Annotated in this window: 22 protein-coding genes and 1 pseudogene; all 23 read right to left on the bottom strand. The window is 34.5% G+C overall.

Translation table 11 applies throughout. The features are described 5' to 3' along the window. Positions 1-105 precede the first annotated feature (105 nt). Entirely contained in the window at positions 106-1497 is a 1392-nt protein-coding gene (locus ACZZZW_RS00225; protein ID WP_055902542.1) for an undecaprenyl-phosphate glucose phosphotransferase, read from the bottom strand. 260 nt (positions 1498-1757) lie between these two features. Next, the gene (locus ACZZZW_RS00230) at positions 1758-2855 is read right to left on the bottom strand and encodes a mannose-1-phosphate guanylyltransferase (protein ID WP_055902544.1); all 1098 of its coding nucleotides are present in this window, start codon (positions 2853-2855) and stop codon (positions 1758-1760) included. A 13-nt stretch (positions 2856-2868) separates the two neighbouring features. Then, positions 2869-3843 carry an NAD-dependent epimerase/dehydratase family protein gene (locus tag ACZZZW_RS00235; RefSeq protein WP_055902545.1) on the bottom strand — a complete coding sequence of 325 codons (975 nt, stop codon included), beginning with the start codon at positions 3841-3843 and terminating at the stop codon, positions 2869-2871. Then, complete coding sequence (locus tag ACZZZW_RS00240; RefSeq protein ID WP_055902547.1) at positions 3840-4775, bottom strand: glycosyltransferase family 2 protein; 936 nt, start codon at positions 4773-4775, stop codon at positions 3840-3842. Before ACZZZW_RS00240 ends, ACZZZW_RS00235 begins: the two co-directional genes overlap by 4 nt. A 4-nt stretch (positions 4776-4779) precedes the next feature. After that, positions 4780-5634 carry a glycosyltransferase family 2 protein gene (locus tag ACZZZW_RS00245; RefSeq protein WP_055902551.1) on the bottom strand — a complete coding sequence of 285 codons (855 nt, stop codon included), beginning with the start codon at positions 5632-5634 and terminating at the stop codon, positions 4780-4782. Then, a complete protein-coding gene (locus ACZZZW_RS00250; protein WP_055902553.1) occupies positions 5634-6794 on the bottom strand; it encodes an O-antigen polymerase in 1161 nt (386 codons plus the stop codon). Before ACZZZW_RS00250 ends, ACZZZW_RS00245 begins: the two co-directional genes overlap by 1 nt. A gap of 114 nt (positions 6795-6908) precedes the next feature. After that, entirely contained in the window at positions 6909-8003 is a 1095-nt protein-coding gene (locus ACZZZW_RS00255; RefSeq protein WP_463491971.1) for a hypothetical protein, read from the bottom strand. Between the two features lie 82 nt (positions 8004-8085). After that, positions 8086-8233: pseudogene (locus tag ACZZZW_RS00260) on the bottom strand (DapH/DapD/GlmU-related protein); the annotation flags it as partial. Positions 8234-9302: 1069 nt separating this feature from the next. Next, entirely contained in the window at positions 9303-10346 is a 1044-nt protein-coding gene (locus tag ACZZZW_RS00265; RefSeq protein WP_055902559.1) for a glycosyltransferase, read from the bottom strand. A 7-nt stretch (positions 10347-10353) separates the two neighbouring features. Continuing rightward, positions 10354-11787, bottom strand: coding sequence for a flippase (locus ACZZZW_RS00270; RefSeq protein ID WP_055902562.1), 1434 nt, complete (start codon positions 11785-11787; stop codon positions 10354-10356). 8 nt (positions 11788-11795) lie between these two features. Then, positions 11796-13022 (bottom strand): protoporphyrinogen/coproporphyrinogen oxidase, encoded by a 1227-nt coding sequence (locus ACZZZW_RS00275; RefSeq protein WP_055902565.1) that lies wholly within the window; start codon positions 13020-13022, stop codon positions 11796-11798. Between the two features lie 4 nt (positions 13023-13026). After that, complete coding sequence (locus ACZZZW_RS00280; protein WP_055902568.1) at positions 13027-13974, bottom strand: GDP-L-fucose synthase family protein; 948 nt, start codon at positions 13972-13974, stop codon at positions 13027-13029. Further along, entirely contained in the window at positions 13974-15101 is a 1128-nt protein-coding gene (gene gmd / locus ACZZZW_RS00285) for a GDP-mannose 4,6-dehydratase (protein WP_055902571.1), read from the bottom strand. The genes ACZZZW_RS00280 and gmd overlap by 1 nt, the downstream gene beginning before the upstream one ends. Before the next feature lie 4 nt (positions 15102-15105). Further along, positions 15106-17466, bottom strand: coding sequence for a GumC family protein (locus tag ACZZZW_RS00290; RefSeq protein ID WP_055902574.1), 2361 nt, complete (start codon positions 17464-17466; stop codon positions 15106-15108). Positions 17467-17483: 17 nt separating this feature from the next. Next, positions 17484-18293, bottom strand: a complete 810-nt coding sequence (locus tag ACZZZW_RS00295; protein ID WP_082458600.1) for a polysaccharide biosynthesis/export family protein — start codon at positions 18291-18293, stop codon at positions 17484-17486. Positions 18294-18451: 158 nt separating this feature from the next. Next, the gene (locus tag ACZZZW_RS00300) at positions 18452-19192 is read right to left on the bottom strand and encodes a tyrosine-protein phosphatase (protein ID WP_055902577.1); all 741 of its coding nucleotides are present in this window, start codon (positions 19190-19192) and stop codon (positions 18452-18454) included. A gap of 264 nt (positions 19193-19456) precedes the next feature. After that, a complete protein-coding gene (locus ACZZZW_RS00305) occupies positions 19457-20734 on the bottom strand; it encodes a nucleotide sugar dehydrogenase (protein WP_055903071.1) in 1278 nt (425 codons plus the stop codon). A gap of 362 nt (positions 20735-21096) precedes the next feature. Next, positions 21097-21957: a glucose-1-phosphate thymidylyltransferase RfbA gene (gene rfbA / locus ACZZZW_RS00310; RefSeq protein ID WP_055902580.1), complete on the bottom strand. Its 861-nt coding sequence runs from the start codon at positions 21955-21957 to the stop codon at positions 21097-21099. A gap of 67 nt (positions 21958-22024) precedes the next feature. After that, on the bottom strand, positions 22025-22885 hold the full coding sequence (rfbD, locus tag ACZZZW_RS00315) for a dTDP-4-dehydrorhamnose reductase (RefSeq protein ID WP_055902582.1): 861 nt from the start codon (positions 22883-22885) through the stop codon (positions 22025-22027). Further along, positions 22882-23430 (bottom strand): dTDP-4-dehydrorhamnose 3,5-epimerase, encoded by a 549-nt coding sequence (gene rfbC / locus ACZZZW_RS00320; protein ID WP_055902586.1) that lies wholly within the window; start codon positions 23428-23430, stop codon positions 22882-22884. Before rfbC ends, rfbD begins: the two co-directional genes overlap by 4 nt. Continuing rightward, positions 23430-24482, bottom strand: coding sequence for a dTDP-glucose 4,6-dehydratase (rfbB, locus tag ACZZZW_RS00325; protein WP_055902589.1), 1053 nt, complete (start codon positions 24480-24482; stop codon positions 23430-23432). The genes rfbC and rfbB overlap by 1 nt, the downstream gene beginning before the upstream one ends. A 194-nt stretch (positions 24483-24676) precedes the next feature. After that, a complete protein-coding gene (locus ACZZZW_RS00330; RefSeq protein WP_055902592.1) occupies positions 24677-25750 on the bottom strand; it encodes a relaxase/mobilization nuclease domain-containing protein in 1074 nt (357 codons plus the stop codon). A 23-nt stretch (positions 25751-25773) separates the two neighbouring features. Beyond that, positions 25774-26154, bottom strand: coding sequence for a plasmid mobilization protein (locus ACZZZW_RS00335; protein ID WP_055902595.1), 381 nt, complete (start codon positions 26152-26154; stop codon positions 25774-25776). Positions 26155-26368 lie beyond the last annotated feature (214 nt).

Consider the following 26368-nt stretch of genomic DNA (forward strand, 5'->3'; position numbering starts at 1 on the left):
TGGGAAATTTTAATTCGAAGGGCAAAGAACGCAAATTATTATGAATTAAACGACCTTGCTAAATTCCGAAAAAGAAAAAGCCCTTTCGGGCCTGTGAGTATCTATTTAAAAAGCATTTTCTTCACCTTTAACCATATTAATTACCGTCATAAAAATGATTTTTACATCCAGCATTGCGCTCCAGTTTTCCAGGTACCAGATATCATGCTCAACACGCTTAACCATCTTATAATCTTCCTTAGTTTCTCCACGGTAGCCATTTACCTGTGCCCAACCGGTAATACCCGGTTTCAAAAAATGGCGCACCATAAATTGATCTACAATTCCTTTATATTGTTCGGTATGGCTTAACATATGTGGGCGCGGGCCAACAACACTCATATGCCCCATAAATACATTAAAAAATTGTGGCAGTTCGTCTAAACTTGATTTTCTCAAAAATTTTCCGATTGGCGTGATCCGGTCATCGTTTTTACTGGCCTGCCTTTTATCACTATCCGAATTCATGCGCATACTCCTGAATTTAAAACACCAGAAAGGCTCATCATCACGGCCACTTCTCAATTGTTTAAATAACACAGGTCCTTTACTTTGCATCTTAATAAGCAAGGCAATAATTGGATACAACCAGCTCAACACGAATAAAATCACTAAACCACTAAAAATCACATCAATTGCACGCTTTTTAAAACGGTTATGAATTTTCTCCAAGGGTTCAGAACGTAATGAAATTACGGGGAACTCGTTCCCTAAATAACTTACCGTGTATGGCGATAATAATGCACCACTAATATCTGGAATAAACTTCAAACGCACACATTGGCGTTCAGCTTCTTCAGTTAATAAAGTCATATCTGCCATTCGATCTGGAGCAATGGTCACATAAATATCTTTAATCCCTTTATCTACAGCCATTTTAAACTGGCGGCCTACTATATCAGAAATTTGTCCATCACGATTAAGGTAATCTTCGGGTACATCATTAATAAAACCATGAAATTCGATGTAACGCTGCTTCTCAAAATAACTGGCCAATTGTAAACCCGTAGCATTATTACCCATAATCGCAACTGATTTGACGCCTCGCAAATGGTTGAACAATAAAAACTGAAAAGATGTTCCAATAAAACGGTTCACTAAAAATAAAATGCCGAGCATCCCATAAAAAATTACCAGGAATGATCTAGAAAATTCATTTTGTTTAGAAAAAAACAAGTAGATAGAAAACAGTACACCATGTAATACAACACTTTTCCAGGTTCCCCTGTAAATCCTCTCTATTCTTCTCGATCCATACTCACTATACAAACCAAAGCTGGTGGTACTCACAATCCAGATCAGGTTACATACTACAACGTAATGCCACTGCAATTCAGAACTAACTGCTTTGCCCATATAAGCCGTGAATTCGTATGCAAAAAAGTACACAATATTGACCATTAGTAGGTCAGTGATTGGTAATATATATTTTAGAATAAATAAGTAACGTGTTTGCATAGGCTTAATGGGAAAACGAAAACATTTATCTGTGCTTTTTGTTTTAAGTGAATTACAATGAACAAAAGTTATGCCCAAATTCTGAATTGAATGTTAAATAATCATTAGCAAATCAGAAGGCGCTAATAATAAACCAATATAGGGCTAGAAAAGGCAGCTCGAAAAAGGAGTATCCTACTATCATTAAATAGTAGACTAATCGCACAATTTAGTAGACACACAAAAAAGTTTACCATCCAGGTAAACTTTTTTATATTTTGCTAAGCATATTTTATTCCATGCTCAATGACCATATCTTTAGCCACCTGTTTAATTTCCTGCTCATCAGATTTTGGATAAATTAACAATACCTCACCATCATCAACAACAATAAAGTTATCCAATCCTTTTATAACTGCGGCTTTATCACTGGGCAAATGTATAATACAATTACTGGTATCTTTTAAGTTAACTTTAGCTAAGTTAACCATATTATTATCAACATCCTTTTCCCCAACTGTATGTAAGGAAGCCCACGTGCCTAAATCCGACCAGCCAATATCAGCAGGGATGGTATATACATTGTTTGCTTTTTCTAGGATTGCATAATCAATTGATATATTTGGACTAGTAGGATAGTTTGTATTAATGAATTCAGCTTCTTTGTGTGTGTTATAGCAAGATAGACCGCTTTCGAATAGTCTTGCAATTTCAGGAGAATATTTTTCAAATGCTTTTTTTAAGGATACTGCAGACCATATAAATATGCCCGCATTCCAAACATAATCCCCACTTTTTAAATATTCTTCTGCCTTCGCTAAAATAGGCTTTTCCCTAAAGGCACTCACTTTTTTTATTTCACCAGATTGATTTTGATGGTCAATACTTACATCCTGGTATTGGATATAACCGTAACCCGTATCTGGTCTGGTAGGAGTAATACCTAATGTCAATAACGCATCATTATCCGCACTAAAGGCTAAGGCCTGTTCAATTTTTTCCACGAAAATATCTTCCTTTAGTATTAAGTGGTCAGATGGTGCAACAACGATATTAGCATCCGGATTTAACTGTGCAATCTTATATGTAGCATACGCAATGCAGGGTGCCGTGTTGTTACGGCTCGGTTCTAAAAGAATATTATCATTTAAAACATTTGGTAATTGCTCAGAAACTAAATTCGCGTAACTTTCATTTGTTAGAATAAAGATTTGGTCATTAGCGCAAATATTTAAAAACCTTTCGTAAGTAAGCTGAAGTAATGATTTACCAATTCCAAGAATATCAATAAACTGCTTCGGGAAGTGATTTCTACTTTTTGGCCAAAACCGTGAACCCACACCTCCGGCCATAATCAATACATATGTATTTTTATTCATGTAAATTTAATCCTTAATAAAGTCCAGTTTTCTCACAATCCTTATACCAATCTTTAAGTGCCTCCTTTAATGTAAACTGCAATTTATATGGCGATAAACTAAGTTTTTCTCCAGAGATATTTGTAGATATCATTAATTTTTTCACCCGATCAGGATGGATACCGCTAATCTTTTTACCCAATGTTCTTGCACCAAAATAAACTCCGCCTGCTGCTGATTTCAAAGCCCATGCAGGCACCAATATTTTGGGGGCCTTAGTATGGGTTGCATCAGCCATTGTAATACAAATTTCTTCAATAGTAGGTGCAGGGAAATAAGTTAAATTGTAGGTAACATGACCTGGCTTTTCCATTTGACCTGCTTCATATAATATCCGCACTACATCTTTTACATAAACGCTGGCCTTAATCGTATCTTTTCGTCCTGGGTAAAAGAAAAAGCCTTTTTTCAGTGAATTGTACAATCGGGTAAAATTCCCCCCCTCTTGCTTGCCAAAAACTACACCAGGTCTAACAATTACCAATTTTCGATTTGCTGGATCTTCAGCTTGCCATAACTTATGAATATACTCTGCCGTTAGTTTAGAAATACCATAAGGTGTATTAGGCATAGGCAAAGTCTCTTCATTTTTGAAATCTTCTGATGCGCCATATGGAGCAATAGAGCTGGTAAATACTATTGTTTGAATATTATTTTTACGGGCAAAATCGCAAACGTTCTGTGCACCAAAAATATTAGCTTCAAAATATTCATGGTCGGGGTGACCTGGTGTTGTATGCACTGCCGCAAGATTGTAAATAACACTATCTTTTGCATTGACAATACTTAAGTTGATTGATTGACGTACATCTAGGATCTCGAAACCGTCGCTAACTTTTTTCCTTAAATCGAAACTAAAAACTTCATCACTTGAATGCAAAGTTTCTTTGATATAACTTTTCAAATGAGTACCGATAAAACCGGAGCCTCCAAATATTAAATGATTCATTTGCTATTTTCTAATTTATCCCAATACCTACGGTGCATAGAAAAAGCTTTCCTTTGCCTTGCCGATAATTTTTTATGCATCATACCTAACTTATATCCTATAAACTTTGCTCCAATTGACATAATCATTTTAGGCAGAACTAATAGATTATGAGTAATAACATATTTCAATTCAGACTTTAGATATTTAAGTCCTTCCCCACCTGCAGATCCAAACTCCTCTAAAAGCCAAGGATTTGTTGAATGAAACACGCCAATGTCAAAATACCTCTTAAATTCTTCGTTTATCGTATAATCATGGGAATGATAAACTTCCGCATCTGCCACATAAGCAATCTTCCAACCCTTAATTAACATTTGCCCGCCAACAATTACGTCTTCAGCAAAAATTGTATTGGTAGGAAAGCCACCTACATCCTTTAAAGCTTCTCTGCTATAAGCAGCGTATGAATTAGAGCAAGATGCAGTTTTTATGCCCAATTCATATTTATCACTTAATTGCTTGACCTTTGATTCACTGGTATAATTAAATAATCTAGCGTGTGTTTCCAATACTTTGGCACCAAAATGAGGCAATTGTCTCCCGTATGCAATGCCCACGCTTTGATCTTGAAACGCGGCAACTAGCTCACTAAAAGAATTATCATCTTTTAAAATGCAATCTTGAGTAAGGTAAATCAATATATCACAATCTTGAGCAGCATCAGCCAACAACTGCCTAGCATATCCATGATCAAAATCTGCCTTGTTTATATCAATAGTTTCAAAGCCCGAAGATTTTGCCTCCAATTTAGTATTATCAATAGACCCTGAATCAAGAATTATTTTCCGGTCAACCTTTGCCGTTTGGAGATTAATTGACTCTAATACTTGACCCCATAATTCTCCTGCGTTTAGTGTAGGAATTAATAAAGCTATTTTATGCACTTTCATTAAATTAAATTTTATATGCTGATGAGTGAGCTATGGCAAATTTATAGGAATTAAACACCTGAAAAGTGTTAATAAATAATGCTGAAAATACCTTGGCAAAAATAAATTTTCTTTGCAGAAAACCAACTCCATTCGGGTATCTAGCTAAAACATTTATACCTACTCTTTTCTTTACCTCATCAAATGTCTCATTATGACTATGCTTAACATTAAACATATGGAAATAATATATTCTTCCGAACTTTCTCACAGTCTCATCAGCCCAGAAAGCATCTTCACTTGCTATAACAGGTTTAAATTTAACAGTCTCCCAATGTGATCTGGAAACAATAGAAGCTGCGTTAGAAAATCTATGATTATCTACTTTCATTTCTGGCTCAGTACTGTTGCTCGCTGGAAAGTTGTATTTCAAAAATACTTTATCATATATAGAACATCCAACCTGTTCATTTGGTACTTGCCTAAAATATCCAGAAAGAGTTCCTATTTTATCGAGAAACCTTTGAACCTCTTCAACCAAGTACTGACTTTCTAATTCAACATGGCCTGAAAAAAACAACACATGATCTCCCTTGGTTAGCTCCATCATTAGATTACACGTCTCTCCAAAAGAAAATTCTGAACTGGCTATGCTATATAAATTACAATTTTCTTTTTCCAAGAACTCCAACGTACCATCTGTACTGCCACTATCTAAAAAAACGATATCCAAATACCGGTAGAATGTCTGTGCCTTTAATGAGTCAAAAAAAAGCTTAATCCACTTGAACTCATTTTTGACGCGGGTTGCAATCGAGAATTTAATTTCTGATGTATTATCCTGCGATCTGATTTTTCTAAGAGTTTGAAACTGTTGCATTATATTTTTTTATAATTCATAAAAAACAAAATAAACCAAACATATTGGAATGCTACAGGTAAATAGAAAAAGTGATTGTAAAAAATTGAAAGTATTATACATTGAAACGTAATGGCACGGAAAAAAAACCTTTTGGAACCAGTAGCCCACCAAGTTAAATTACTTATCAACCCTATCACAAAAGCAAATATACCTAATCCATATTTGCCCATATCCATATATGAAGACATAAATGCACTGCTGACATTAAAAGCGGGTGTAACAAGATTTCCAGATACAGTATCTTGTTGGCCGAAAACAATATCTCTAATAAAACTAGGTAATAACAGTGATAGTGTATTGGGAAATAAGTAACTAAATTCGCGAACTTCAAATTGAAAGTTGAAGATTAGGTTGTTAATTGGTGTAGTAAGATAAACGTAAACCCATAGAAAGCCTGAGGGCAACCAATTAGGCCAATTATCACTCGGTTGTGCTAACTCATAAAATGCATCTGCCCCACTTCTCATGTCTCCAACTATTCCAAATAGAAAAATAACTATAAATCCATAAATAGCAACGGTCCTGATTAAGGAGAGTTTATTTTTTGCCATAATGAAAAATATAAAAGTTATCTCCATTAACATAACGATTATAACTTGACGACTTATCACGATTACATACCAAAAAATTAAAAAAAGCATGTAATATAAATACTTTTTGTCTTTATATTTTTTGAATAAATAGAATGACAAAACACAAAGCATCATTCCCAATGCATTTAACAATCCATGAACAGATTGTATACCAAAATCAAAGTATGTTTTGCCATTTTTTAAAAGTAGCCAGAGTACAGGTACTCCTCCTGAAACGATAATTTCAATAATGGTTAGAAATACCCAGATTTTGATAAATAAAAAATATCGATTTTTTAGTTTTAAGCTTAGATCTACAACAGATACACCTATCTTTATTTTTTTCTTTGGAAGAAATCCAACTAAATACCCTGCAGTAAAGCAGGCAAAGACCATTAAGAAAAATGTTATTGCATCATTTACTGATGATTCAAGCAAATTACTTAGCCTTAAAGACAGCAGGAAAATAACGAATATCCATGTACCTGCAAATAAAAGCACTGGCTGGAAATATTTCATTATGACATTATCGGTAAGTCTTGGCATATATAATTATTTAGTTCGAGTCTGAAATATGATTGCTAACAAAGCACAGTTGCATTTTAAAATCTTTTGATATATTTTCGTTCGACAATTGATTTTGTGCCTTTTTTAAGTTTTCTAACTGCTCAAAATATTCTTGTTTCTTTCTCCTTTAATTATTAACCTTATTAGTTCAGCCATATCATCAATACTTTCACACAGATATCCAATATTACCTAACTTATCAAAATAGTACTCTAAATAGCTATTTTTTATTGCAATTATTGGTTTAAGGTATTTTACCGCATCAAAAAAAGTACCACTTGGGCAAAGTTCATAGTATCCTCCTGTTTTAAAAAAATATATAAAATAGTTTGACTTAGCTAAAGATTCTTCATAAACTGAATTAGGAATAAAGCTTCCGTCTCTTTTTAAAATATCTACAAATTCATTTATAAATGGTTGAAGTTCGGTTGCTACACTTCCAATTTGAGTTAGCTTTAATTCATTATTGGAAATATGAGTTCTAAGTATTTGAGCCAAATCAAAAAGTGATTCTGAATTCTTAATTAATGTTGCCGTACCAATATTCGACAAAGTTAGAATTTCTCCATTAGTTTTATTAAAAAGGTTATTACTAGAATATTCATAAGGGTGATCAATGACAATAAAAGAATTGTCAGAGATGGATGGGGTTGTGGCTATTAATTTATCCTTTATACTTTTACCATAAATTAAAGAGTTGTTAAACTTTAAATTTCTATTAACCATCATTTTTTTAATAAAATAGCGGAAAATTTTTGTAACAAGCTTCTTTTTATCCAAAAGTAGCACGCCCAAATCACCATGATGGCAAATGATAATTTTTTGTTTATATAGACCCGCTAAAAAATTCACAAACAATGCCGTAAATGGGAAACATGAAGTAAAGACAATGAGTTTCGCTCCATGTTTTTTTGCTTGTCTGAACATTTTACAGGATAATCTTGCCTGTCTGAAAAACTTTAGCGCTAAGTTAGTCTTCTTATCCTCTTTGGGTTTATACTTGTAACTATTTAAGACCAAATTTTGTTTGCTCAAATATGGCTTTTCAAGTAGCCTTTTAGAATGCAATTCATCTGCGTATAAATGTATTATATCGCCCGAAAATGTGATTTGCAATATTTCCAAAATACCAGCATTTACTATCACATGTTTCTCCCCCTGCATCTGTGGCTCAACTACTATAATCATCTTTTGAAGTAAATTAATTAATCAAACCATGGTAACCATGTTGGGTTATAATCAAGATCTTTAGATCTATCCTTTATAAATTTAGCAGGTACGCCACCAACCATTGTATAAGGCAGAACATCTTTGGTAACCAGAGCACCAGCACAAACGATAGCTCCTTCTCCTATGACTACTCCAGGTAAAATTGTTGCCCGCGATCCTATCCATACGAAATTACCAATAACAATATCCTTAGATCTAAAAGCAAAATTTCTAGAATTAATATCGTGATCACCTGTAATAATGTGTACATGAGGAGAGATAGATGTAAAGTTGCCAATCTTTAATTTTCCTCGGCCGTCTAAAAAACATTCTCGATTAATAACACATCCATTACCTATCTCAATATTTTTGCCATAAATAAAACAATTTAAATGAATGCTTGATTGCTTCCCTAACTTGATTTTTATCACTTTTCGATAATAAAAATGCCTTAACCAATAGAAAGGAATTTTATTAACCCAATAGTTTGGGAAATAATCAAATATGAATGCTTTAAAAATAGTATAAAGGCCTAATAATGGTGAATTACTTAAAGAAATAAGTATAACCATTTTTATATATGTAGCAGTTACTAATGGTGTGATTTTCTTATGCACCCGCAATACATTCAGCCTTTTTTTTAAAAAAACATTACTTTTCTTAAAATTGTCATCAGTAACGGTTATATTTCTATCATAAAATTTTATATTATTTTCATTTTTAGAGAAGCGAACTAGCAAGTCGTAATCAAACAAATAATTTTTATCAAATCCAATTGGAAAATTCTTTTCTAATATAAAATTTCTCTTCACAATTATTTCACCGAATAAGGGAGGGATACCTTGTAAAGGGTTATTTGTATTATATGATGAAACTTTATCAACAAGGGCCCCGTCTGGAAGCCTAATTTTTTGTCTGCCATAAAGTAAGTCTAATTCCGTAGTTACAAGATAGTCTACGAGATCTTTGACAGACTCTCTTTCATAGAATTGTAGACTAGATGGCAGAACATATAAATATATCCCTGTAGACACCTCTATCGCCTGTTTTAAACTAAACCCAAAATCAGTTCCCTCATCGTCAATATGAGTATACTTCACTTTGTCAATCCTGGAAAATGTTTTAGCTACAGAAGCTTTAGCCCCTAACACAATTAACTCGATTTTTTTCTCAGACATAAGTATACTTTCGACCAAATGGTCAAAAATTAACGAGGTCTTCTCTTCAAGTATTAAAACAATTGATAGAATTACTTTGCTTTCCATATTAAATAATCAACTATGGCTTTATTTTTCCATTAAGTCTCTTTTTAAGTTCGATTGAATTATCAACCACTCTTTCTGAAGTATTAAAGTAACCTTTTAAATAACTTTTTATATAGTAATATTTAATCATTTGCTGTTGATAAAAAGCAAATATTAAAACTTTAAAATTATATTTTTCAGATCTAAATCGGAGCCAATTTAAAAAAGTTGATATATATGATTTAAATCCTATTGCAAGCATTAAGTTGATAACAATAGCAATAATATTTACATCCTTTTCAAGGATATAAAATGTTATATTAAAAATTAAAAGAACAATAAAAAGAACTTGAAAGGATAGAGATATTAAATGCTTAAATAACATTGATACATTTGATTTGGCCTCTCCTTCTCCCAAACCATATCTTCCAGCTTCTTTCAAAAAGCCTATAGGCAAAACGTGACGTCCCCAAAAAACATTAGCTTCATCAACCATTAAAATTTTGTACCCTGAAGCTTTCACCTCCAATCCAAATATAAAATCATCTCCCGCTAAAGTTAACCATTCGCAATATCCCCCTATTTTATCAAATACTTCTCGTCTGTAAGCTATTGATCTAGATGAAGGTATAAAATTGGCAGCTTTAACATTGATATTATAGCCATTATTATTAATATATGCAGCTTTAGCTGCGAGTGAATTTTGATCGGCCTCAATAACACTAAAGCTTCCACCTACAACCATTACTTCAGGATTTAAAAGAGGATTAGTAATTGATTCAAGCCATTTATTAGTAAAGCGGCAGCCAAAATCCGTACTTGCAATAATATCATACTTTGCTGTTCTAATGGCAAGATTACGTCCCTCTGCTACATTACAGCGATGTTTCTGTAATACAATAATAGGAATGTTTGAGGTATCTCTCCATTCTAAAAGTTTTTCGTAAGTTCCATCAGAAGATCCAGCATCGGTAATGATAATTTCAGAAGGTTTTACAGTCTGACTTTCCAGGTCAGCTATAGTTTTTTCTAAACGACTACTTTCATTAAATACTGTTGATACTAAGCTAATTTGCATAAATAATTTACTTTTTAAACTTCAAAATATTAGATACTATTTCATCAACAAACTTATTTCTAAACAATAGTAACTGGAATAATATAAAACTAACTATATATACAAAAATTGATAAAGCCATCATTGATAGAGACGATAAGTAGTTCTTGAGGCCAAGAGTAAATAAAAAACTTGGTAGTAAAGATAAAACAATTAGAGACAATAGTTTATAGTCAAAAGTTATAGCTATATTCTTTCTTGCCCATATATATATATATATACAAACGGTTAGTTCTGCTAACAAACAAGAAATTGCTGCCCCTGTAAAACTATAAATCGGAATTAATATAAAGTTAGCCGTAAGACTCACAATAAGTCCTAAAATAGTGGCGTGTAGTATTTTTCTCTCTTGCCCAATAGGTAATAAATATTGTGTTCCAAAAACATTGCATAACCCGATGATTAGAGGAATTAAAGATAGAATTCGTAATACATTGATAGCTGGCAAATATTTTTCACCGGAAATTATAGTTAAAATTTCTTTAGGAAAAACAACACAAAAAAAAGAAAAAGGTAAAGCAATTAAGAATATTACATTAATTGACTTCGCCATTAGATCCCTAATCGCTTCATTGTTTTTATTGGCATGTAACACTGACATCCGTGGAATTAATACTGTTCCTATACCAGCGATTAGCAGCCAAAACATCTTTACTAATTTCAAGGGTACGTTGTAAAAACTAACCGCTACTGGTGTTGTAAAAAAACCCAAAATAACTGTATCTAAAACAGTATATACGCTTATAGAAACATTTATGCTAAATAGAACTAATAGTGGTTTAAGATGAATTGACAAATTTAATCTCTCAGGCCATCCCTTATAGAAATGTTTATAGAAATTGTAAAAATTAAGAAATGAATTTGCAAATACTAGCAATGAAAGAATTAAAAAATAAAGAATATAATCATCTTGCTGCTTAACCAATACCAATATTGCTATTACGCTAAGGCTTTTGATTATTAATGATCTTTTGGTTATGTAACTGAAATTTTCTATTCCTTGATAGTACCACTCGATCAAAAATGAATTTGACAAGATTGATAAACATGCAATCTGTATTAAACTAATTTGAGAGCCCAATTTTGGGATAAAAAAATGTAGGGCAAAAAAAATACAGCAACAAGTAAGTGCCAAGAAAAATTGTAATATTACAAGCTCTACAACTAGATCAGAATTTCTTTTTACATCATGTTTATGTTTTGCAATTTCTCTAACACCATAGAATGGTATACCTAAAGAAGACAAAATGATGAAATATTGCGAAAATGCATCAATAAAAAATATACTGCCTAAACCATTACTTGAAAGAACCCTTGTTACATATGGAAACGTAATTAAAGGAAATAATATTGTTGATGAAGTAAGTATAAAATTACTTATTACGTTCTTTTTTAAACTCATTTTATCATTTAGGCCAAATTTATTTTTTGTGCTAGGTCTAAACTGCTTTTAATGCAAACATCCATATTGTAATACTGCCACTCACCAAATCTACCTAGGGTATGAAGGCCAATATCTTGAAGATATTTTTTAACAGCAGTTGTCGCTGAATCGTAATTCTCATCAAAAACTACATAGGCATGTTCTGAAACATTATAATCAATAGGTCTTTTCAAAAAACTATCTTTTTTACCGTTCTCTATCATCTCTTCCTTGGTCTTCTCTCCCACAACCTCCGACATTGAATAATTTTTCTTTGGCTTGAAGAAACTTCCAATATGAATATATCTATGAAAAAAATTGTACGATTCAGGTATATAAGTCCAGGTTCTATCTGTTTCTTCAGTTTCCCAGAACATGGTAGTTACTTTATTATAGCGTAATTTATCTGCTGCATCTAAAACTTCATCAGGAGTATCCTTTATTAAATGTGGCAATATGTTTAAAGGCAATGTACTTATCACTAAATCATACTCTTTTTCCCCGTTTACAAGCCATTTTTTTCCTTTCTTTTCTATTGTATTTACAGTAAAGTCAGTTAAAATTGTTAAGCCCTCTGCTAACTTATCTATAAAAGTATTTTGATTATTAGTATCTGGGTAGTAAAAACTTGCATGTGGCATTTTGTCACTCTCATTACTAATTAAACCCTTAAAAAATGATTCCTTATTCGGGATAGGCAATTTTCCATCTACCCAAGCAGGGCTCATTTCACTCGGAGGCCTATTCCAAATTTTAGAATTATAAGGGATAAAGTAAGTTTCCGCTAATGTATTACCGAATTTTTTTCTAAACCAGTCTTCCAAATTTTCATAAACATTATCGTCCTCTGCGCTCAAAAAATCTTTAGTAATATCAATTGCTAGCTCTGGCGCAAAGTCATGAATCTGTTGTATTGCGTACTCTATGGGATAAGAAACCTCTTCTCCCCTTAATTTTATTACGGCATTACGTTGAACCTGATGCCAGCTGTCTTTTGGCAAAACTTCATTAAAAACAAAGTCCATTACATCAGGATATTTGGAGTTAAAGCAATGCCCACCTACAGGATGATATGCAACACCTTCGATAGTTTTTGTTCTCGCAATTCCACCATGTATTGAATGCCTTTCAAGTAATTCAACATCATGTTGCTTGGACAGCATTCGTCCTATACTCAGGCCGGAAATACCAGCTCCTAATATCCCAATTTTCATTTAATTAATTCTTTTTGTTTTTAAAATCTTCATAAGCCAATCTTAGCCCTTTTTCTAAAGTGGTCGCATAAGTCCATCCAAGATTAGTTAATTTAGAAACATCCATTAGCTTCCTTGGTGTACCATCTGGTTTATTGGTATCAAAATTAATTTCACCATGAAAGCCAACGACATCCCTAATCATAAAAGCCAACTCCTTAATACTTAAATCTTCACCACAGCCTATATTTACTAGACCAGCATCATTATAATTCCTCATTAAATGAATACATGCATCTGCAAGATCATCAGCATACAAAAACTCTCTTTTTGGAGAGCCACTACCCCATATGCTTACAGATGATAAATTGTTAATTTTAGCTTCATCAAACCTTCTGATCAAAGCAGGTAATACATGCGAGTTCTCAGGATGATAATTATCATTCAAACCATAAAGATTCGTGGGCATCACAGATATGTAGTTACAACCGAATTGCTGGCGATAGGCATCACACATCTTAATTCCTGCAATCTTAGCAATCGCATAAGGCTCATTGGTAGGCTCCAATTCACCTGTTAACAAATACTCTTCTTTGAGGGGTTGAGGAGCCATTTTTGGATAGATACATGATGAACCCAAAAACATCAATTTTTTCACATCAACACTTCTTGATGACTCGATAATGTTACTCTGAATCATGAGATTCTCATAAATAAAATCTCCTCTATAAGTATTATTAGCAACAATACCGCCTACTTTAGCAGCAGCTAAAAAAACATAGTCAGGCCGTTCATCCTCAAAAAAAACCTTTACAGCGCGTTGATCTCTTAAATCAAGTTCTGCTGAAGTACGGAAAACAAGATTAGTAAAACCTTTTTTTTGTAATTTTCTAAGTATTGCCGAGCCAACCATTCCTCGATGCCCCGCTATATACACCTTTGCATTTTTATCGTGAAAATACAATTCAGACATTATTCGTATTGATTTTTAATGGTATAACCATGAGATTTCAATAGTGATTCTTTCCTGAAATGATCCACGTCAGCCGCCACCATTTCTTTTACTAATGCAGCCAAATCATATTTAGGTTCCCATCCTAATTTAGTTTTTGATTTGGTAGGGTCTCCAATCAACAAATCAACCTCTGTAGGACGGAAATAAGTAGGGTCAACCCCTACAACCTCCGTTCCAATCTCAACTTGAAATTCAGGATTTGAACATGCGGATACGATACCTTTTTCTTCAACGCCTTCTCCAGTAAAATTAATTGTTATCCCAACTTCAGCAAAGGCCAAACGCACAAATTCACGAACTCTCGTAGTCACGCCTGTAGCAATTACGAAGTCTTCTGCAATATCTTGCTGTAATATCCTCCACATGGCCTCAACGTAGTCCTTAGCATGCCCCCAGTCACGTTCCGCATCCAGATTGCCTAAAAATAATTTCTTCTGTAGACCTTGGGCTATTTTAGCAACCGCACGGGTGATTTTACGAGTCACAAAAGTCTCACCTCTTAAAGGGCTTTCATGATTAAACAATATACCATTACAAGCGAACATACCATACGCCTCGCGATAATTTTTAGTAATCCAAAAGCCATAGATCTTTGCTACCCCATATGGTGATCGTGGATAGAAAGGTGAATTTTCATCATAAAATCCCTTATCATTTTTGTTTTCTGGCATCCCACCATATAATTCAGATGTGGATGCCTGATAAACCTTAGTCTTTTTTTCCAAGCCTAAGATTCTAACTGCCTCCAATATCCGTAAAGTTCCGATTCCGTCCACATTAGCAACATATTCAGGTGAATCAAACGACACCTTTACATGACTCATTGCACCTAAATTATAAATTTCATCTGGTTGCACCTCTTGAACAAGTCTGATTAAATTAGTCGAATCGGTTAAATCTCCATAATGCAGTTTAAACCTAACATTATCATCATGTGGATCTTGATAAAGATGATCAATACGATCTGTATTAAACAAAGAACTTCTTCTTTTAATTCCGTGGACCATATAACCTTTATCTAGCAACAGTTCCGCTAGATATGCTCCATCTTGTCCTGTTATACCCGTAATTAGTGCAACTTTCATTTTTCTACGAATTTTTAAATATATTTTTAAGCTTAGTTAATGAATTAGGCTTTTTATTTTCCCCGTAGGTACCATAGCCATAACCATAGCCATAAAGTTTGGTATCGATATCATTCACAACTATACCTAAGTTTTTCATTTTACCACTTGTAAACAATTCTTCAACTATGTTTAGTTGATTCTTTTGTGTAACCTTTTGACGCACTAAGTAAAGTGTTACATCGGCGTATATAGATAGCAATTGTGCATCAGTTATAATTCCGATAGGAGGAGCATCCATTATAATATAATCAAATTGAGTTTTTAATTCTTCGATCAGCCCAGGTGTATGTTCACTTAATAATGTTTCAGCAGGGTTTGGCGGTAGTGGACCTGAAGAGATAATAAACATATTTTTATTTATCGTTAATGGCTTAACAATGTCAGTAACTTTGATTTCAGGGCTAATTGTATAATTGCTAAAGCCAACCGAGTTATCAATGCCCAATTTTGCCGAAAGACCAGGTTTTCTCAGGTCAAACTCCATTAATAATACCTTTTTACCTGCCAGTGCAAGAATATTACCAAGATTTATTGCCGTAAATGATTTTCCCTCACCACTCATACTAGATGTAAGAAGAATAACCTTTTCGTTGTTATTCTTTAAATAGAATGAAAGATTAGTCCTTAGTGCCCTAAATTGTTCAGATATGGCCGATCTTCCTTGATTTGCTACAATTAAATTATCATCACTTTCGTTATGATTTATTTCGCCAATTACTGGAACTTGCGTCAATCCACCGATTTCATCCTTAGTAGTAACAGTTGTATTGAATAATGCTTGACTAAAAATTATTATTATAGGAAGCAAAATGCCAATAATTAACCCAATGGTATAAACTATATTTTTTTTAGGGGCAATTGGAAATAGTTCAGATTTTGGCGGGTCAATGGTTTTTGCAATTGAAATATTAGCTGTTTTTGAAATATTTGTTTCTTCCGCCTTCTGCATTAGAAAGATGTATAGCTCTTGCTTGATCTGTTGGTTTCTAGCTAACTTCAAATAATTTTTCTCAACTTCCGGAACTCCTGAAATTTTACCCTCTGCTTTTAACAACTGACTTTTAAGCCTGTTTCTAGTCAGTATGGCTGAACTTTTACTACTCTGAACATTTGAAAGTATATCACTTTTCAATCCCTTTATCTGAGTATCGATATTTTGAATGAATGGACTTTCTTCAGTTACACTTAACAGTTGTTTTTCTCTTTCAATTAAAAGCGCATTATATTGGCTCATTAAATTAGAGAAAACCATATCGGTTGGTATTAGTGCTGACGGAAAAACCCGCTTCACATTATTTTCATCAGTCAGATATTTCTCCAGATCATTTAGCACGCTTACTTGAGTCTCCGCTTTTGCCAGATCCGTACTAAATTCGCCAGTATTCTGCACTAGAAGTTTACCCTGCTCACTCATGTCTGCCAATTGATTCCTTTGCTTAAAGCTTTCCACGTTATTTTCAACGTCACCTAATTCTGCGGCAATAACATTAAGACGTTCCTTGATAAAACGATAAGTACTATCAGCTACAGCATTCTTATCACTTAGATTAGACTGTGTATATCTATTAATGAGTGTATTCAAAATATCCTCTCCCTTCGCCGGCACAGGGTAAGATAAACCCAAGTCGATTATGCTGACTTGTTTATTACTTACTGTAACACTAAGCTGTTTCATGAGTGATGCAACTCGAGTATCAATAGAGTTAACTTTTATAAAGTATTCACTTTCATCCATTTTAAACCCGGAGTTTTCTATTAGTTGGATTATCCCTACTCCTGGAACGTTAAATTTTTCGCCAAATGCAACTGTTTTTGCAAAGTCCCGGCTAGTAATTTTTAGTTTAGTTGTAGCAACTTTTATTACCTTAAAGTCAGTAGCATTAATTGTATCAACACTTTTAATGAAAACTAGGCTAATAGGAGATCTATAAAGTTCACGTACAAAAAACTCAGTTTTTTTTGAATAAACAACATTTAATTGCATATCCCTAACAACCTGTTCCATTAAAAAACGAGTTTTTAAAATTTCGGCTTCATTATCAACAGAATTTTTTGATCCCATAAGCCCTCCTAAATCCATTAGAGAACTAGCTTGCTTACCTAGATTACCACCCTTTTCATCGTCATTAACGATAAGCTTAGCTCTAATTTGATAGGTTGGAGCGGTATATTTCCCATATATAAAAGCTATTAATAAACATACAAAAATACTTATAACAAACCAAGGCCACTTATTTAGTAATTTGTTTATTATATCTTTAATATTGATGCTATCCTCTTCTTCTATATGGGAAACCATATTTCTTTCGGTTAGATTATTCATTATAATTTATACGGGATCTATTTAAAACTAGAAATGGCAAGCACAATTACTGAAATAACAGAAGCAATCACGCCAATCGTTTGTACTTGGGCAGAGTTAGAGGCAGATACCTTGCGTTTGTTTGGCTCTACATATACAACATCATTCTGCTTCAGGTAATAAAATGGACTATTAAATACCTTGCTACTATTTAAATCTAGTCTAACAAACTCTTTTTTACCATTATTATCTCTGACAATTAAAATATTATCTCTTCTACCATAAATCGTCAAATCACCAGCAAGACTAAGCGCATCCAATATACTTACTTTCTCATTAGGCAAAGTGTAAGCGGAGGGTGAATTAACCTCACCAAGAACACTAACTTTAAAATTTGCAAATCTTAATTGGACATTCGGTTCTTTGTAAACAGCCGCAGCTTTTTCTCTTATCAATTCGCGTGCTTGATAAGTTGTCAAACCTGCTACCTTAACTTTTCCGATAAGAGAAAGCTCTACATCACCGTTCCTATCAACTAAAAAACCTGAAACTTGCTGAGCAGCAACTGCTGTGTTAGCACCTCCACCTAAAACAGTGTTGCTTGCCGCTTGGTTAACTATCGCCCCACTCTGTGGATTGAGCGTAAAAATATTTATACTTAGAATGTCGTCAGACTGTATTACAGGCTCTGTGAAAATAGCTGCACTATCTAATTTAGCTTGTTTAATAGACTGAATATCCTGAAAATATGCTATTTTTTTATTACTTACACAGGATGTGGTAAGAGCTACTACTGCAGAAAATATCAAGTATCTCAGCCCTTTAATTACATTATTCTTATTACTCATAGGTATATATCCGTTCAAAATGCTAAAAATCATTTCAAACCGGTTGCAAACTTAATCATTTAATTGTAAAAGAAGAAAACCGTTGCGAGGATTATCTGTCACTCTCTTAGAGTTAATAATATTTTAAGTTATTTAACAATTGTTTATTTTAGCCATTACTAAGCTAACACAGAAGAAAATACTTGTTGATTTTTGAACTCATAATTGCCAATTAGGTCAAAAAGCTTCCCTGAATGAACTGCTTCAGTTAATGTATTCAGATGTTTATCATGGTGTAAATCAGTACCAACAAAATCATACATTTTTTCCTTGATTAATGTCTCAGCTAGCTGTTTCACTTCTTTACCATAGTATCCTAAAATAGATAAGATATTAAGCTGGAATAAACAATTTTTCTCTTTAAACCTTTTCAGTCTACTTTTATCCTTAAAATAAAACGTATAGCGTTCAGGATGAGCCAAAATAGGTTTGTAACCTTTGATCTCTAAATCAAAAATGGTTTGGCTAATTCCTGGGCTTTCGTTTAAATAGGACATCTCAATCAATAAATGCTTTTGATCGAGGCTACAAAGTTTACCATCCATTTTAAAATCCTGATCAATCATATATTCTGCACCTGCACTAAGCTTAATTAATATATTCGCTTTATCCATTTCCATTTGGAGCAGTTTTTTTGCTTTAAATATCGTCTCCCTATTATTTGGATACAATTCTTGATAAATATGAGGAGTAGCGATCAGCTGATGAAACCCTAACTCTTGAAGTGATTTAACAAAACGTAATGAAGTCTCAACATTTTGTGATCCATCATCAACACCAGGCAAGATATGCGAATGAATATCAACACCAAGCCAAGAAATATCGGTAACCTTATTTTTTTTTGTAAAAAAGCTTAACATACAATTATAAAAAATGGTAAGGATTATATAAAATCATTAAAAATCCATGTAAATAGAACATCATTTAGAACAAAATCGGGATGATTATTATTAATCTGTAACCATTAAAAGCCAAAATTATTATACAGAGTGAACCTTAACATTCAAATTTAGAATAAAGATAGTAATTACAAATTTACGAGTAGAGGAAATGAGACAAAAAGTAGATCTTTTAGTTGAGTTCTGCACTATTAACAGCAATCAACTTACTACTACTTATCCTATTTACAACCTGGCATCCACTAAACTTCGTTGTAGGTAAGATTTTGTATCAAAAATAACAGTCCCATTATCCTTAAACCCCGCATAATCCAGTTCTAAAAACTGTTTGTGCGCCACAGCTAAAATCACCACATCATAATCTTTAAATTCACTCCTTTCGATCAGATCGATATTATAATCCGCTTTCACCTCATTTGCATTGGCCCAGGGGTCATACACATCAACATTCATACTGAATGACTTGAGCTCTTTATAAATATCAATTACGCGGGTATTGCGCGTATCGGGGCAATTTTCCTTAAATGCAAAACCAAGGATGAGCGCGCTGGCACCGTTAATAACTTTATCTCTGGCAACCAGCATTTTGATCACCTTATTAGCTACAAACATCCCCATATTATCGTTTACCCTTCGTCCAGATAAAATCACTTCAGGTTTATAACCCATAGCTTCCGATTTATGCGCCAGGTAATAAGGATCTACACCAATGCAATGCCCCCCAACCAAACCAGGTTTGTAATTTAAAAAATTCCACTTGGTAGCAGCAGCAGCCAACACATCAGTCGTATCAATCTCCATCCGGTCGAAAATTAAGGCCAGTTCGTTTACAAAAGAAATATTCACGTCCCTCTGTGCATTTTCTATCGCTTTAGATGCTTCAGCAACTTTAATGCTTGGGGCCAAATGTGTGCCGGCGGTAATAATGGAAGCGTAAAGTTGATTAATTTCAACAGCAATTGCAGGAGTAGAGCCCGAGGTAACTTTTTTGATTTTAGTTAGCGTATTAATTTTATCTCCCGGATTAATCCTTTCTGGTGAATAACCACAGAAAAAGTCGATGTTATATTTCAAACCCGATATTTTCTCTAGAACAGGAACACAATCATCCTCAGTACAACCCGGATAAACAGTAGATTCATAAATGACAATATCACCAGGCTTAAGGACAATACCTAACATTTTACTGGCAGCAAGTAAAGGTTGCAAATCTGGCCGTTTAAGATGATCGATCGGAGTCGGTACCGTAACGATATAGATCGTGCATTTTGCCAGGTCGGCTATATTGGCACTCAATGTTAAACCTGGTGCAGATGCAGCAACTACATTTCTTAGATCTTCCAGGTCGGCTTCATTTGTTCGGTCTTGTAAATTATTTAACTCAGCCACCCGGTTTTCATTGGTATCAAAACCAATAACATCATATTTTTTAGCAAATTCGATAGCTAGGGGTAAGCCAACATAACCCAACCCAATAATAGCAATCTGCTTTTGTGTAGTCATTTTTTCTTTCGGTAATTGGCCAAAGATAAGATAAATCAGTAAAAGCTTTAATTGTACCTGATTCAACTCTAGAAATCGTAAGCCACAAAGCTCACAAACAAAAAAATAATATCAAACAGATAAGAGCAACGTAATGCTTAAAGGAACTGTCTCTTGTATGGCAAAGACTGCAGATTTTGTAGGAGAAGTTAATTTATGATATTACTTATTCATAATTCTACTATAATTTTCGTCCTCCGAGGAGGCGGGAATCTCATGCAATACGATTAGCCTCGCGAACAACAAACGCAAAAAATCTCCAACCAATACCATCGTATCAACTGGAGATTTATTTTAATGCGTTGTTAAACTATATTAACCTTTTACTTAATCTGTTTTAGCAGGTAACTACCATAGCCACTTTTAACCAATGGCGTAGCAATAGCCTTAAGTTGTGCTGCATCAATAAAGCCCATGCGGTAGGCAATTTCTTCAATACAACCTATTTTCAATCCTTGTCTTTCTTCAATAATCTGAACAAACTGACCCGCCTGCATTAAAGAAGTAAAAGTACCTGTATCCAACCAGGCAGTACCCCGGCTCAACACACCAACCTTTAATTTATTTCGTTCTAAATACACACGGTTTACATCAGTAATCTCGTATTCTCCACGTGGAGAAGGTTTAATGTTTTTTGCAATTTCCACAACTTCATTATCATAAAAATACAATCCAGGCACCGCATAATCAGATTTTGGCTCAACTGGTTTTTCTTCAATTGAAATAGCATTTTTATCCGCATCAAACTCAACCACACCGTAACGTTCAGGATCAGCTACCTGATAGGCAAATACTACACCACCATCCGGATCAGAACTGGCTTGTAACAATTTAGCCATTCCGTCACCATGAAAAATATTATCGCCCAATACCAGGGCCACTTTATCCTTGCCGATAAAATCTTCCCCAATAACAAAAGCTTGTGCTAAACCGTTTGGTTCTGCTTGTACAGCATAACTAAATTTACAGCCTAAACTTGCCCCGTCACCCAACAACTTCTCAAAATTAGGGAGATCATGTGGGGTAGAAATAATTAGGATTTCTTTAATCCCAGCCAACATTAAGGTAGATAGGGGGTAATAAATCATCGGTTTATCATAAACCGGCATCATCTGTTTACTACAGGCAAGCGTTAAAGGATGCAAACGTGTTCCGCTGCCGCCAGCTAAGATTATACCTTTCATATTTGTTAATCAGTTTTTAAAATACAATTAACAGGTTTAAACAATTTAAACAGTTAACCATTAATAATTATTGAGCTTTAATTTTTGATATACATTCAACCAAGCTAGTTCTCCAGTAAGGAATTTCAAGGTTAAATGTACTTTTTATTTTAGATTTATCCATCACCGAAAATGCTGGTCGGATCGCTTTGGTTGGGTAGTCAGATCCAGGGATAGGGTTAACCTTAACCATAGTTTCGCTGATATCAAAAATAGCCTTTGCAAAATCAAACCATGAGGTTACGCCTTCATTACTATAATGATATACACCATAAGCAGTTGATGAAGAATCGATAATAGCAAAAATAGCATTTGCCAGGTCGATAGCATAAGTAGGGGTACCCACCTGATCAGCAATAATATTCAGCTCATCACGATCAGCACCAAGTTTTAACATCGTTTTAACAAAATTGTTGGCATATTCAGAATACAACCAACTCGTACGGATAATAAAATGATTGGGCAGTTTAGCAGCTACAGCCAGCTCACCATCCAATTTAGTTAACCCATAAACGTTGATCGGTTTTGCTTCATCATCCTCCCTTAGCAACTTAAAGGTATTGCCTTCAAAAACGAAATCGGTTGATACATGAACCAAAGTTACTCCATTGGCCAAACAGGCCGAAGCCAGGTAAGCAGCACCCGTTTCATTAATGGCTTTAGCCAGCTCAGTTTCATCCTCTGCTTTATCAACAGCAGTATAAGCCGCACAATTAATTACAAAACCAGGTTTTACTACCGCTAAAAGTTTATGCAAACCGCTTTCATCTAAAATATTGGCATCCTGCTCTGCAGGAAAAACAATTTCCGTAATTCCTCTTCTTTCAGCAACTGTTTTTAAACATTGGCCCAACTGTCCGCCGGCACCAATTACTAATATTTTACTCATATATGCTGTAAAGCTGAAAAAGGTTTTAAAAGAAGATCTTTATCAGATATAGCCTGGTCTTCTTCAGGGATTAACCAATTGATATTTAAATCCGCATCATTATAAATCACCCCTGTTTCCGAAGCTTTATTAAAAAAATTATCGCATTTATATAAAAACTCTGCGGTTTCACTCAATACAGAAAAGCCGTGTACAAAGCCTCTAGGGATGTACAACTGCAATTTGTTTTCTGCGCTTAAACGCACAGCAACGTGTTTCCCATAAGTTGGAGAACTTGGGCGTACATCTACAGCAACATCCAATACCTCACCCTTGGTTACACGCACCAGTTTGGCCTGTGCAAATTCTCCGGTTTGAGCATGTAAGCCTCGGATAACCCCATAAGACGAATAAGATTGATTATCCTGAACAAACCGCCCGGATAAACCTGTTTTTTCCTCAAAAGTATTTTGATTAAAACTCTCAAAAAAATAACCCCTTGGGTCCTCAAATACCCTTGGCTTAATAATCAGGCAGTCTTTTAACCCTGTTTGTTCAATTTCCATTATTTACTGCTGTACTGTTGCTCGTAATAAGATTGATAATTACCCGAAGTAACATTGTTTAACCAGTCTTCATTTTGTAAATACCAGTCTACAGTTTTGGCCAATCCTTCTTCAAACTGTAAGCTTGGCACCCAGTCAAGCTGATTTTGTAACTTGCTCGAATCAATGGCATAACGTAAATCATGCCCAGCACGGTCGGTTACATAAGTAATCAGCTTAGCCGATTCACCTGCCTCACGACCCAATTTCTCGTCCATAATGGTACAAAGCAAGTTGATCAGATCGATATTTTTCCATTCATTATGGCCACCAATATTGTAAGTGTCGCCAGTTTTTGAATTGTGAAAAATCACATCAATTGCACGGGCATGGTCTTCAACCCATAACCAATCGCGAACGTTTTCACCTTTACCATACACGGGTACTGGTTTTTTATTTTTGATATTGTTAATGGCCAGAGGAATCAGTTTCTCAGGGAAATGATGAGAACCATAATTGTTTGAACAGTTCGAAATCACACAATCCATACCATAAGTATCATGATAAGCCCGTACAAAATGGTCAGAACTTGCCTTCGATGCAGAATACGGGCTATGCGGATCGTATGCGGTAGTTTCAGTAAACATACCTTCTTCGCCCAAAGCACCATAAACCTCATCGGTGCTTACATGGTAAAAACGTTTTTTATCGTAATCACCTTTCCAATATTCGCGGGCCGCATTTAATAAATTAACGGTGCCGATAACATTGGTAATCACGAAAGCAGTGGGGTCAGAAATAGAACGGTCTACGTGGCTTTCTGCGGCCAGGTGAATAACTGCATCAAAGTTTTCTGTTTTAAACAGATCGAACATCGCCGTAGCATCCGTAATATCTTCTTTTACAAATCTGTAATTTGGTTTATTTTCAATATCGGTTAAATTAGCAAGATTACCTGCATAAGTAAGTTTATCTAAGTTTACGATCTCGTAGCCAGGATAGTTATTTACAAAACGGCGTACTACATGTGAGCCAATAAAGCCCGCACCACCAGTGATTAAGATTTTTTTCACAGTTATTATATGATTTTCAATTCAGCTAAAGTAAGCTAGATTTGCATGAAATACAACTTATTTTGCATTTTGGTGCAACCTATTTTCCAAAATATGGAGAAATAGGAAGCATATTAAGATAGGAATATTAAATCTCCATTTTGTTTATAGGGTTTTAGTAGACGATGTCACATCCATAGTAGATATAAACTTATCTATCTTCTTTTTCTGCCCTTTTCCCAATCATTCTGATTTTTTTCAGAATAAATACTTTCCTTTTCTATCGATTCAGATATTTTGTTTTGGACTTCATCCGTTTTAAAAAAGATGACCTTATCTCCATCTATATATCCTTCTGGATTTTCCAAGCTTTTAGAGAGGATACTCAAATCAATAATTTCTTTGCCATCATGCACGAGCTTCATTTCATGATTGATCACTGTGAACCCCACAATTTCTCTATTCTTACGGTGATAAATGATATCAATTTTCAGCTGCTCACTTAGTAAAATGCTTAGCTCCGACTTATAGGCTTGCCTTAGATAAGCATGCCAGAAGGACGGATGACGAGTGGGATTACCGGAAACGATTTTCAACAATGTTTTAAATACGCTGTTTAGTGCATGAACTGGAATGGGGCTGGGGTGATATTGCTGGATTCGATTGTTAATAACATCAAGATTTACAGCATGCAGCGTTCTGGAATGTTTCACCATGTGCAGCGCAGAATCTCTCATATAGCCAGAATAACCCATGTTTTTCAAAAGGATTTGAAATTGGTCTAAACTATTGAAACCATAAGCCAGCGCTTTTGTGGCATCCCGCTCAGCCTGGGCCAACGGGTCATGACCGATCAATTCATGGAGCACTACCGATGACCTGAATTTTTCATACCGCGTCGGAACCGCTTTTCTATTCTTGCACACCCTGACTGAAACAATATGAACATGATTGTTTGGATTGTCGTTATGAAAGTAAATCAGGTATGGATTGTCTCCATAGCCCATCCTTTTTAACCATTGATGAGCGATATCAGTCAGTTCAGCTTTACTACGTGAGTTTCCTTTTGCCATAATACTTAGGTGAAGCTGTTTATTTTTAACCTTTGGATTGAGTGAACCAATCATTTGCAGATAGGCTTTAAAATCTGCAGCTCTGGGTTTGGATACCGGGCTAAGCGCCTGAAAATTCCTGACAGCCATTAACTCTGCTTTACCGCAGGATAATTTATCGTTATTATACTTTACGGCAGCAAACTTGCTATTGGAAGAAAGAAACTCAACAATCATTTATATGGATATGAATGACTACATCAATTATTTCCAATGAGCGCAATAAGCTTCTTCATGTACCTTGCTATATCCCGCTTAGATGAGGTCCATTTAGCGATCAGCTTAATCAACTCCTCAGCACCGGGCCGTTCAATCATTGTTTCACCATATCGTTGCAAAACACTTTGGAGCGCTAGAGAAGATGAATCCGATTCAACCGCAATTTTATCCATCCAGTCCACCAAAAAAGCTGAGTCTATTAAAAGATGTGCTCTTTTATCAAATAATATTCTCCTTAGATATTCAGACATCGTCAAACCAAGTTTAGTAATGTCTTTTTTTATCGCATGAAACTCTTCTTCGGTAACGCAGCAAATCAATTTTTGATTACGCAACTCATTCTCTTTATATGATTTTTTCATCACAGAATCATTTTTTAAGATTAAAAAGGAAGGGCTATACCTTAACCCCAATAAAATTCGTGATGAATGCTGAAATTTATTGACAATACCTATGGGAATACCTATTGATTTTTAATCTAATCTGAAGTAGAGCAATATTTGAAGATTTCGCACACAAGAGCTAGTCTGGCAATTTAAATCCATTAGTGCGTACTGAGCCATATTTAAGGCATTC

It is taken from the genome of Pedobacter sp. AC379, assembly GCF_979258145.1.

What these genes read in the sequence shown, in the direction of transcription:
- ACZZZW_RS00290 (WP_055902574.1), bottom strand. Translation starts at nt 17,466, where the DNA reads ATGAATAATCTAACCGAAAGAAATATGGTTTCCCATATAGAAGAAGAG.
- ACZZZW_RS00305 (WP_055903071.1), bottom strand. Translation starts at nt 20,734, where the DNA reads ATGACTACACAAAAGCAGATTGCTATTATTGGGTTGGGTTATGTTGGC.
- ACZZZW_RS00300 (WP_055902577.1), bottom strand. Translation starts at nt 19,192, where the DNA reads ATGTTAAGCTTTTTTACAAAAAAAAATAAGGTTACCGATATTTCTTGG.
- ACZZZW_RS00225 (WP_055902542.1), bottom strand. Translation starts at nt 1,497, where the DNA reads ATGCAAACACGTTACTTATTTATTCTAAAATATATATTACCAATCACT.
- ACZZZW_RS00280 (WP_055902568.1), bottom strand. Translation starts at nt 13,974, where the DNA reads ATGTCTGAATTGTATTTTCACGATAAAAATGCAAAGGTGTATATAGCG.
- ACZZZW_RS00270 (WP_055902562.1), bottom strand. Translation starts at nt 11,787, where the DNA reads ATGAGTTTAAAAAAGAACGTAATAAGTAATTTTATACTTACTTCATCA.
- ACZZZW_RS00295 (WP_082458600.1), bottom strand. Translation starts at nt 18,293, where the DNA reads ATGAGTAATAAGAATAATGTAATTAAAGGGCTGAGATACTTGATATTT.
- ACZZZW_RS00235 (WP_055902545.1), bottom strand. Translation starts at nt 3,843, where the DNA reads ATGAATCATTTAATATTTGGAGGCTCCGGTTTTATCGGTACTCATTTG.
- rfbC (WP_055902586.1), bottom strand. Translation starts at nt 23,430, where the DNA reads ATGGAAATTGAACAAACAGGGTTAAAAGACTGCCTGATTATTAAGCCA.
- ACZZZW_RS00265 (WP_055902559.1), bottom strand. Translation starts at nt 10,346, where the DNA reads ATGCAAATTAGCTTAGTATCAACAGTATTTAATGAAAGTAGTCGTTTA.
- ACZZZW_RS00250 (WP_055902553.1), bottom strand. Translation starts at nt 6,794, where the DNA reads ATGCCAAGACTTACCGATAATGTCATAATGAAATATTTCCAGCCAGTG.
- rfbA (WP_055902580.1), bottom strand. Translation starts at nt 21,957, where the DNA reads ATGAAAGGTATAATCTTAGCTGGCGGCAGCGGAACACGTTTGCATCCT.
- ACZZZW_RS00255 (WP_463491971.1), bottom strand. Translation starts at nt 8,003, where the DNA reads ATGATTATAGTAGTTGAGCCACAGATGCAGGGGGAGAAACATGTGATA.
- ACZZZW_RS00330 (WP_055902592.1), bottom strand. Translation starts at nt 25,750, where the DNA reads ATGATTGTTGAGTTTCTTTCTTCCAATAGCAAGTTTGCTGCCGTAAAG.
- ACZZZW_RS00335 (WP_055902595.1), bottom strand. Translation starts at nt 26,154, where the DNA reads ATGAAAAAATCATATAAAGAGAATGAGTTGCGTAATCAAAAATTGATT.
- ACZZZW_RS00230 (WP_055902544.1), bottom strand. Translation starts at nt 2,855, where the DNA reads ATGAATAAAAATACATATGTATTGATTATGGCCGGAGGTGTGGGTTCA.
- ACZZZW_RS00240 (WP_055902547.1), bottom strand. Translation starts at nt 4,775, where the DNA reads ATGAAAGTGCATAAAATAGCTTTATTAATTCCTACACTAAACGCAGGA.
- gmd (WP_055902571.1), bottom strand. Translation starts at nt 15,101, where the DNA reads ATGAAAGTTGCACTAATTACGGGTATAACAGGACAAGATGGAGCATAT.
- ACZZZW_RS00245 (WP_055902551.1), bottom strand. Translation starts at nt 5,634, where the DNA reads ATGCAACAGTTTCAAACTCTTAGAAAAATCAGATCGCAGGATAATACA.
- ACZZZW_RS00275 (WP_055902565.1), bottom strand. Translation starts at nt 13,022, where the DNA reads ATGAAAATTGGGATATTAGGAGCTGGTATTTCCGGCCTGAGTATAGGA.
- rfbD (WP_055902582.1), bottom strand. Translation starts at nt 22,885, where the DNA reads ATGAGTAAAATATTAGTAATTGGTGCCGGCGGACAGTTGGGCCAATGT.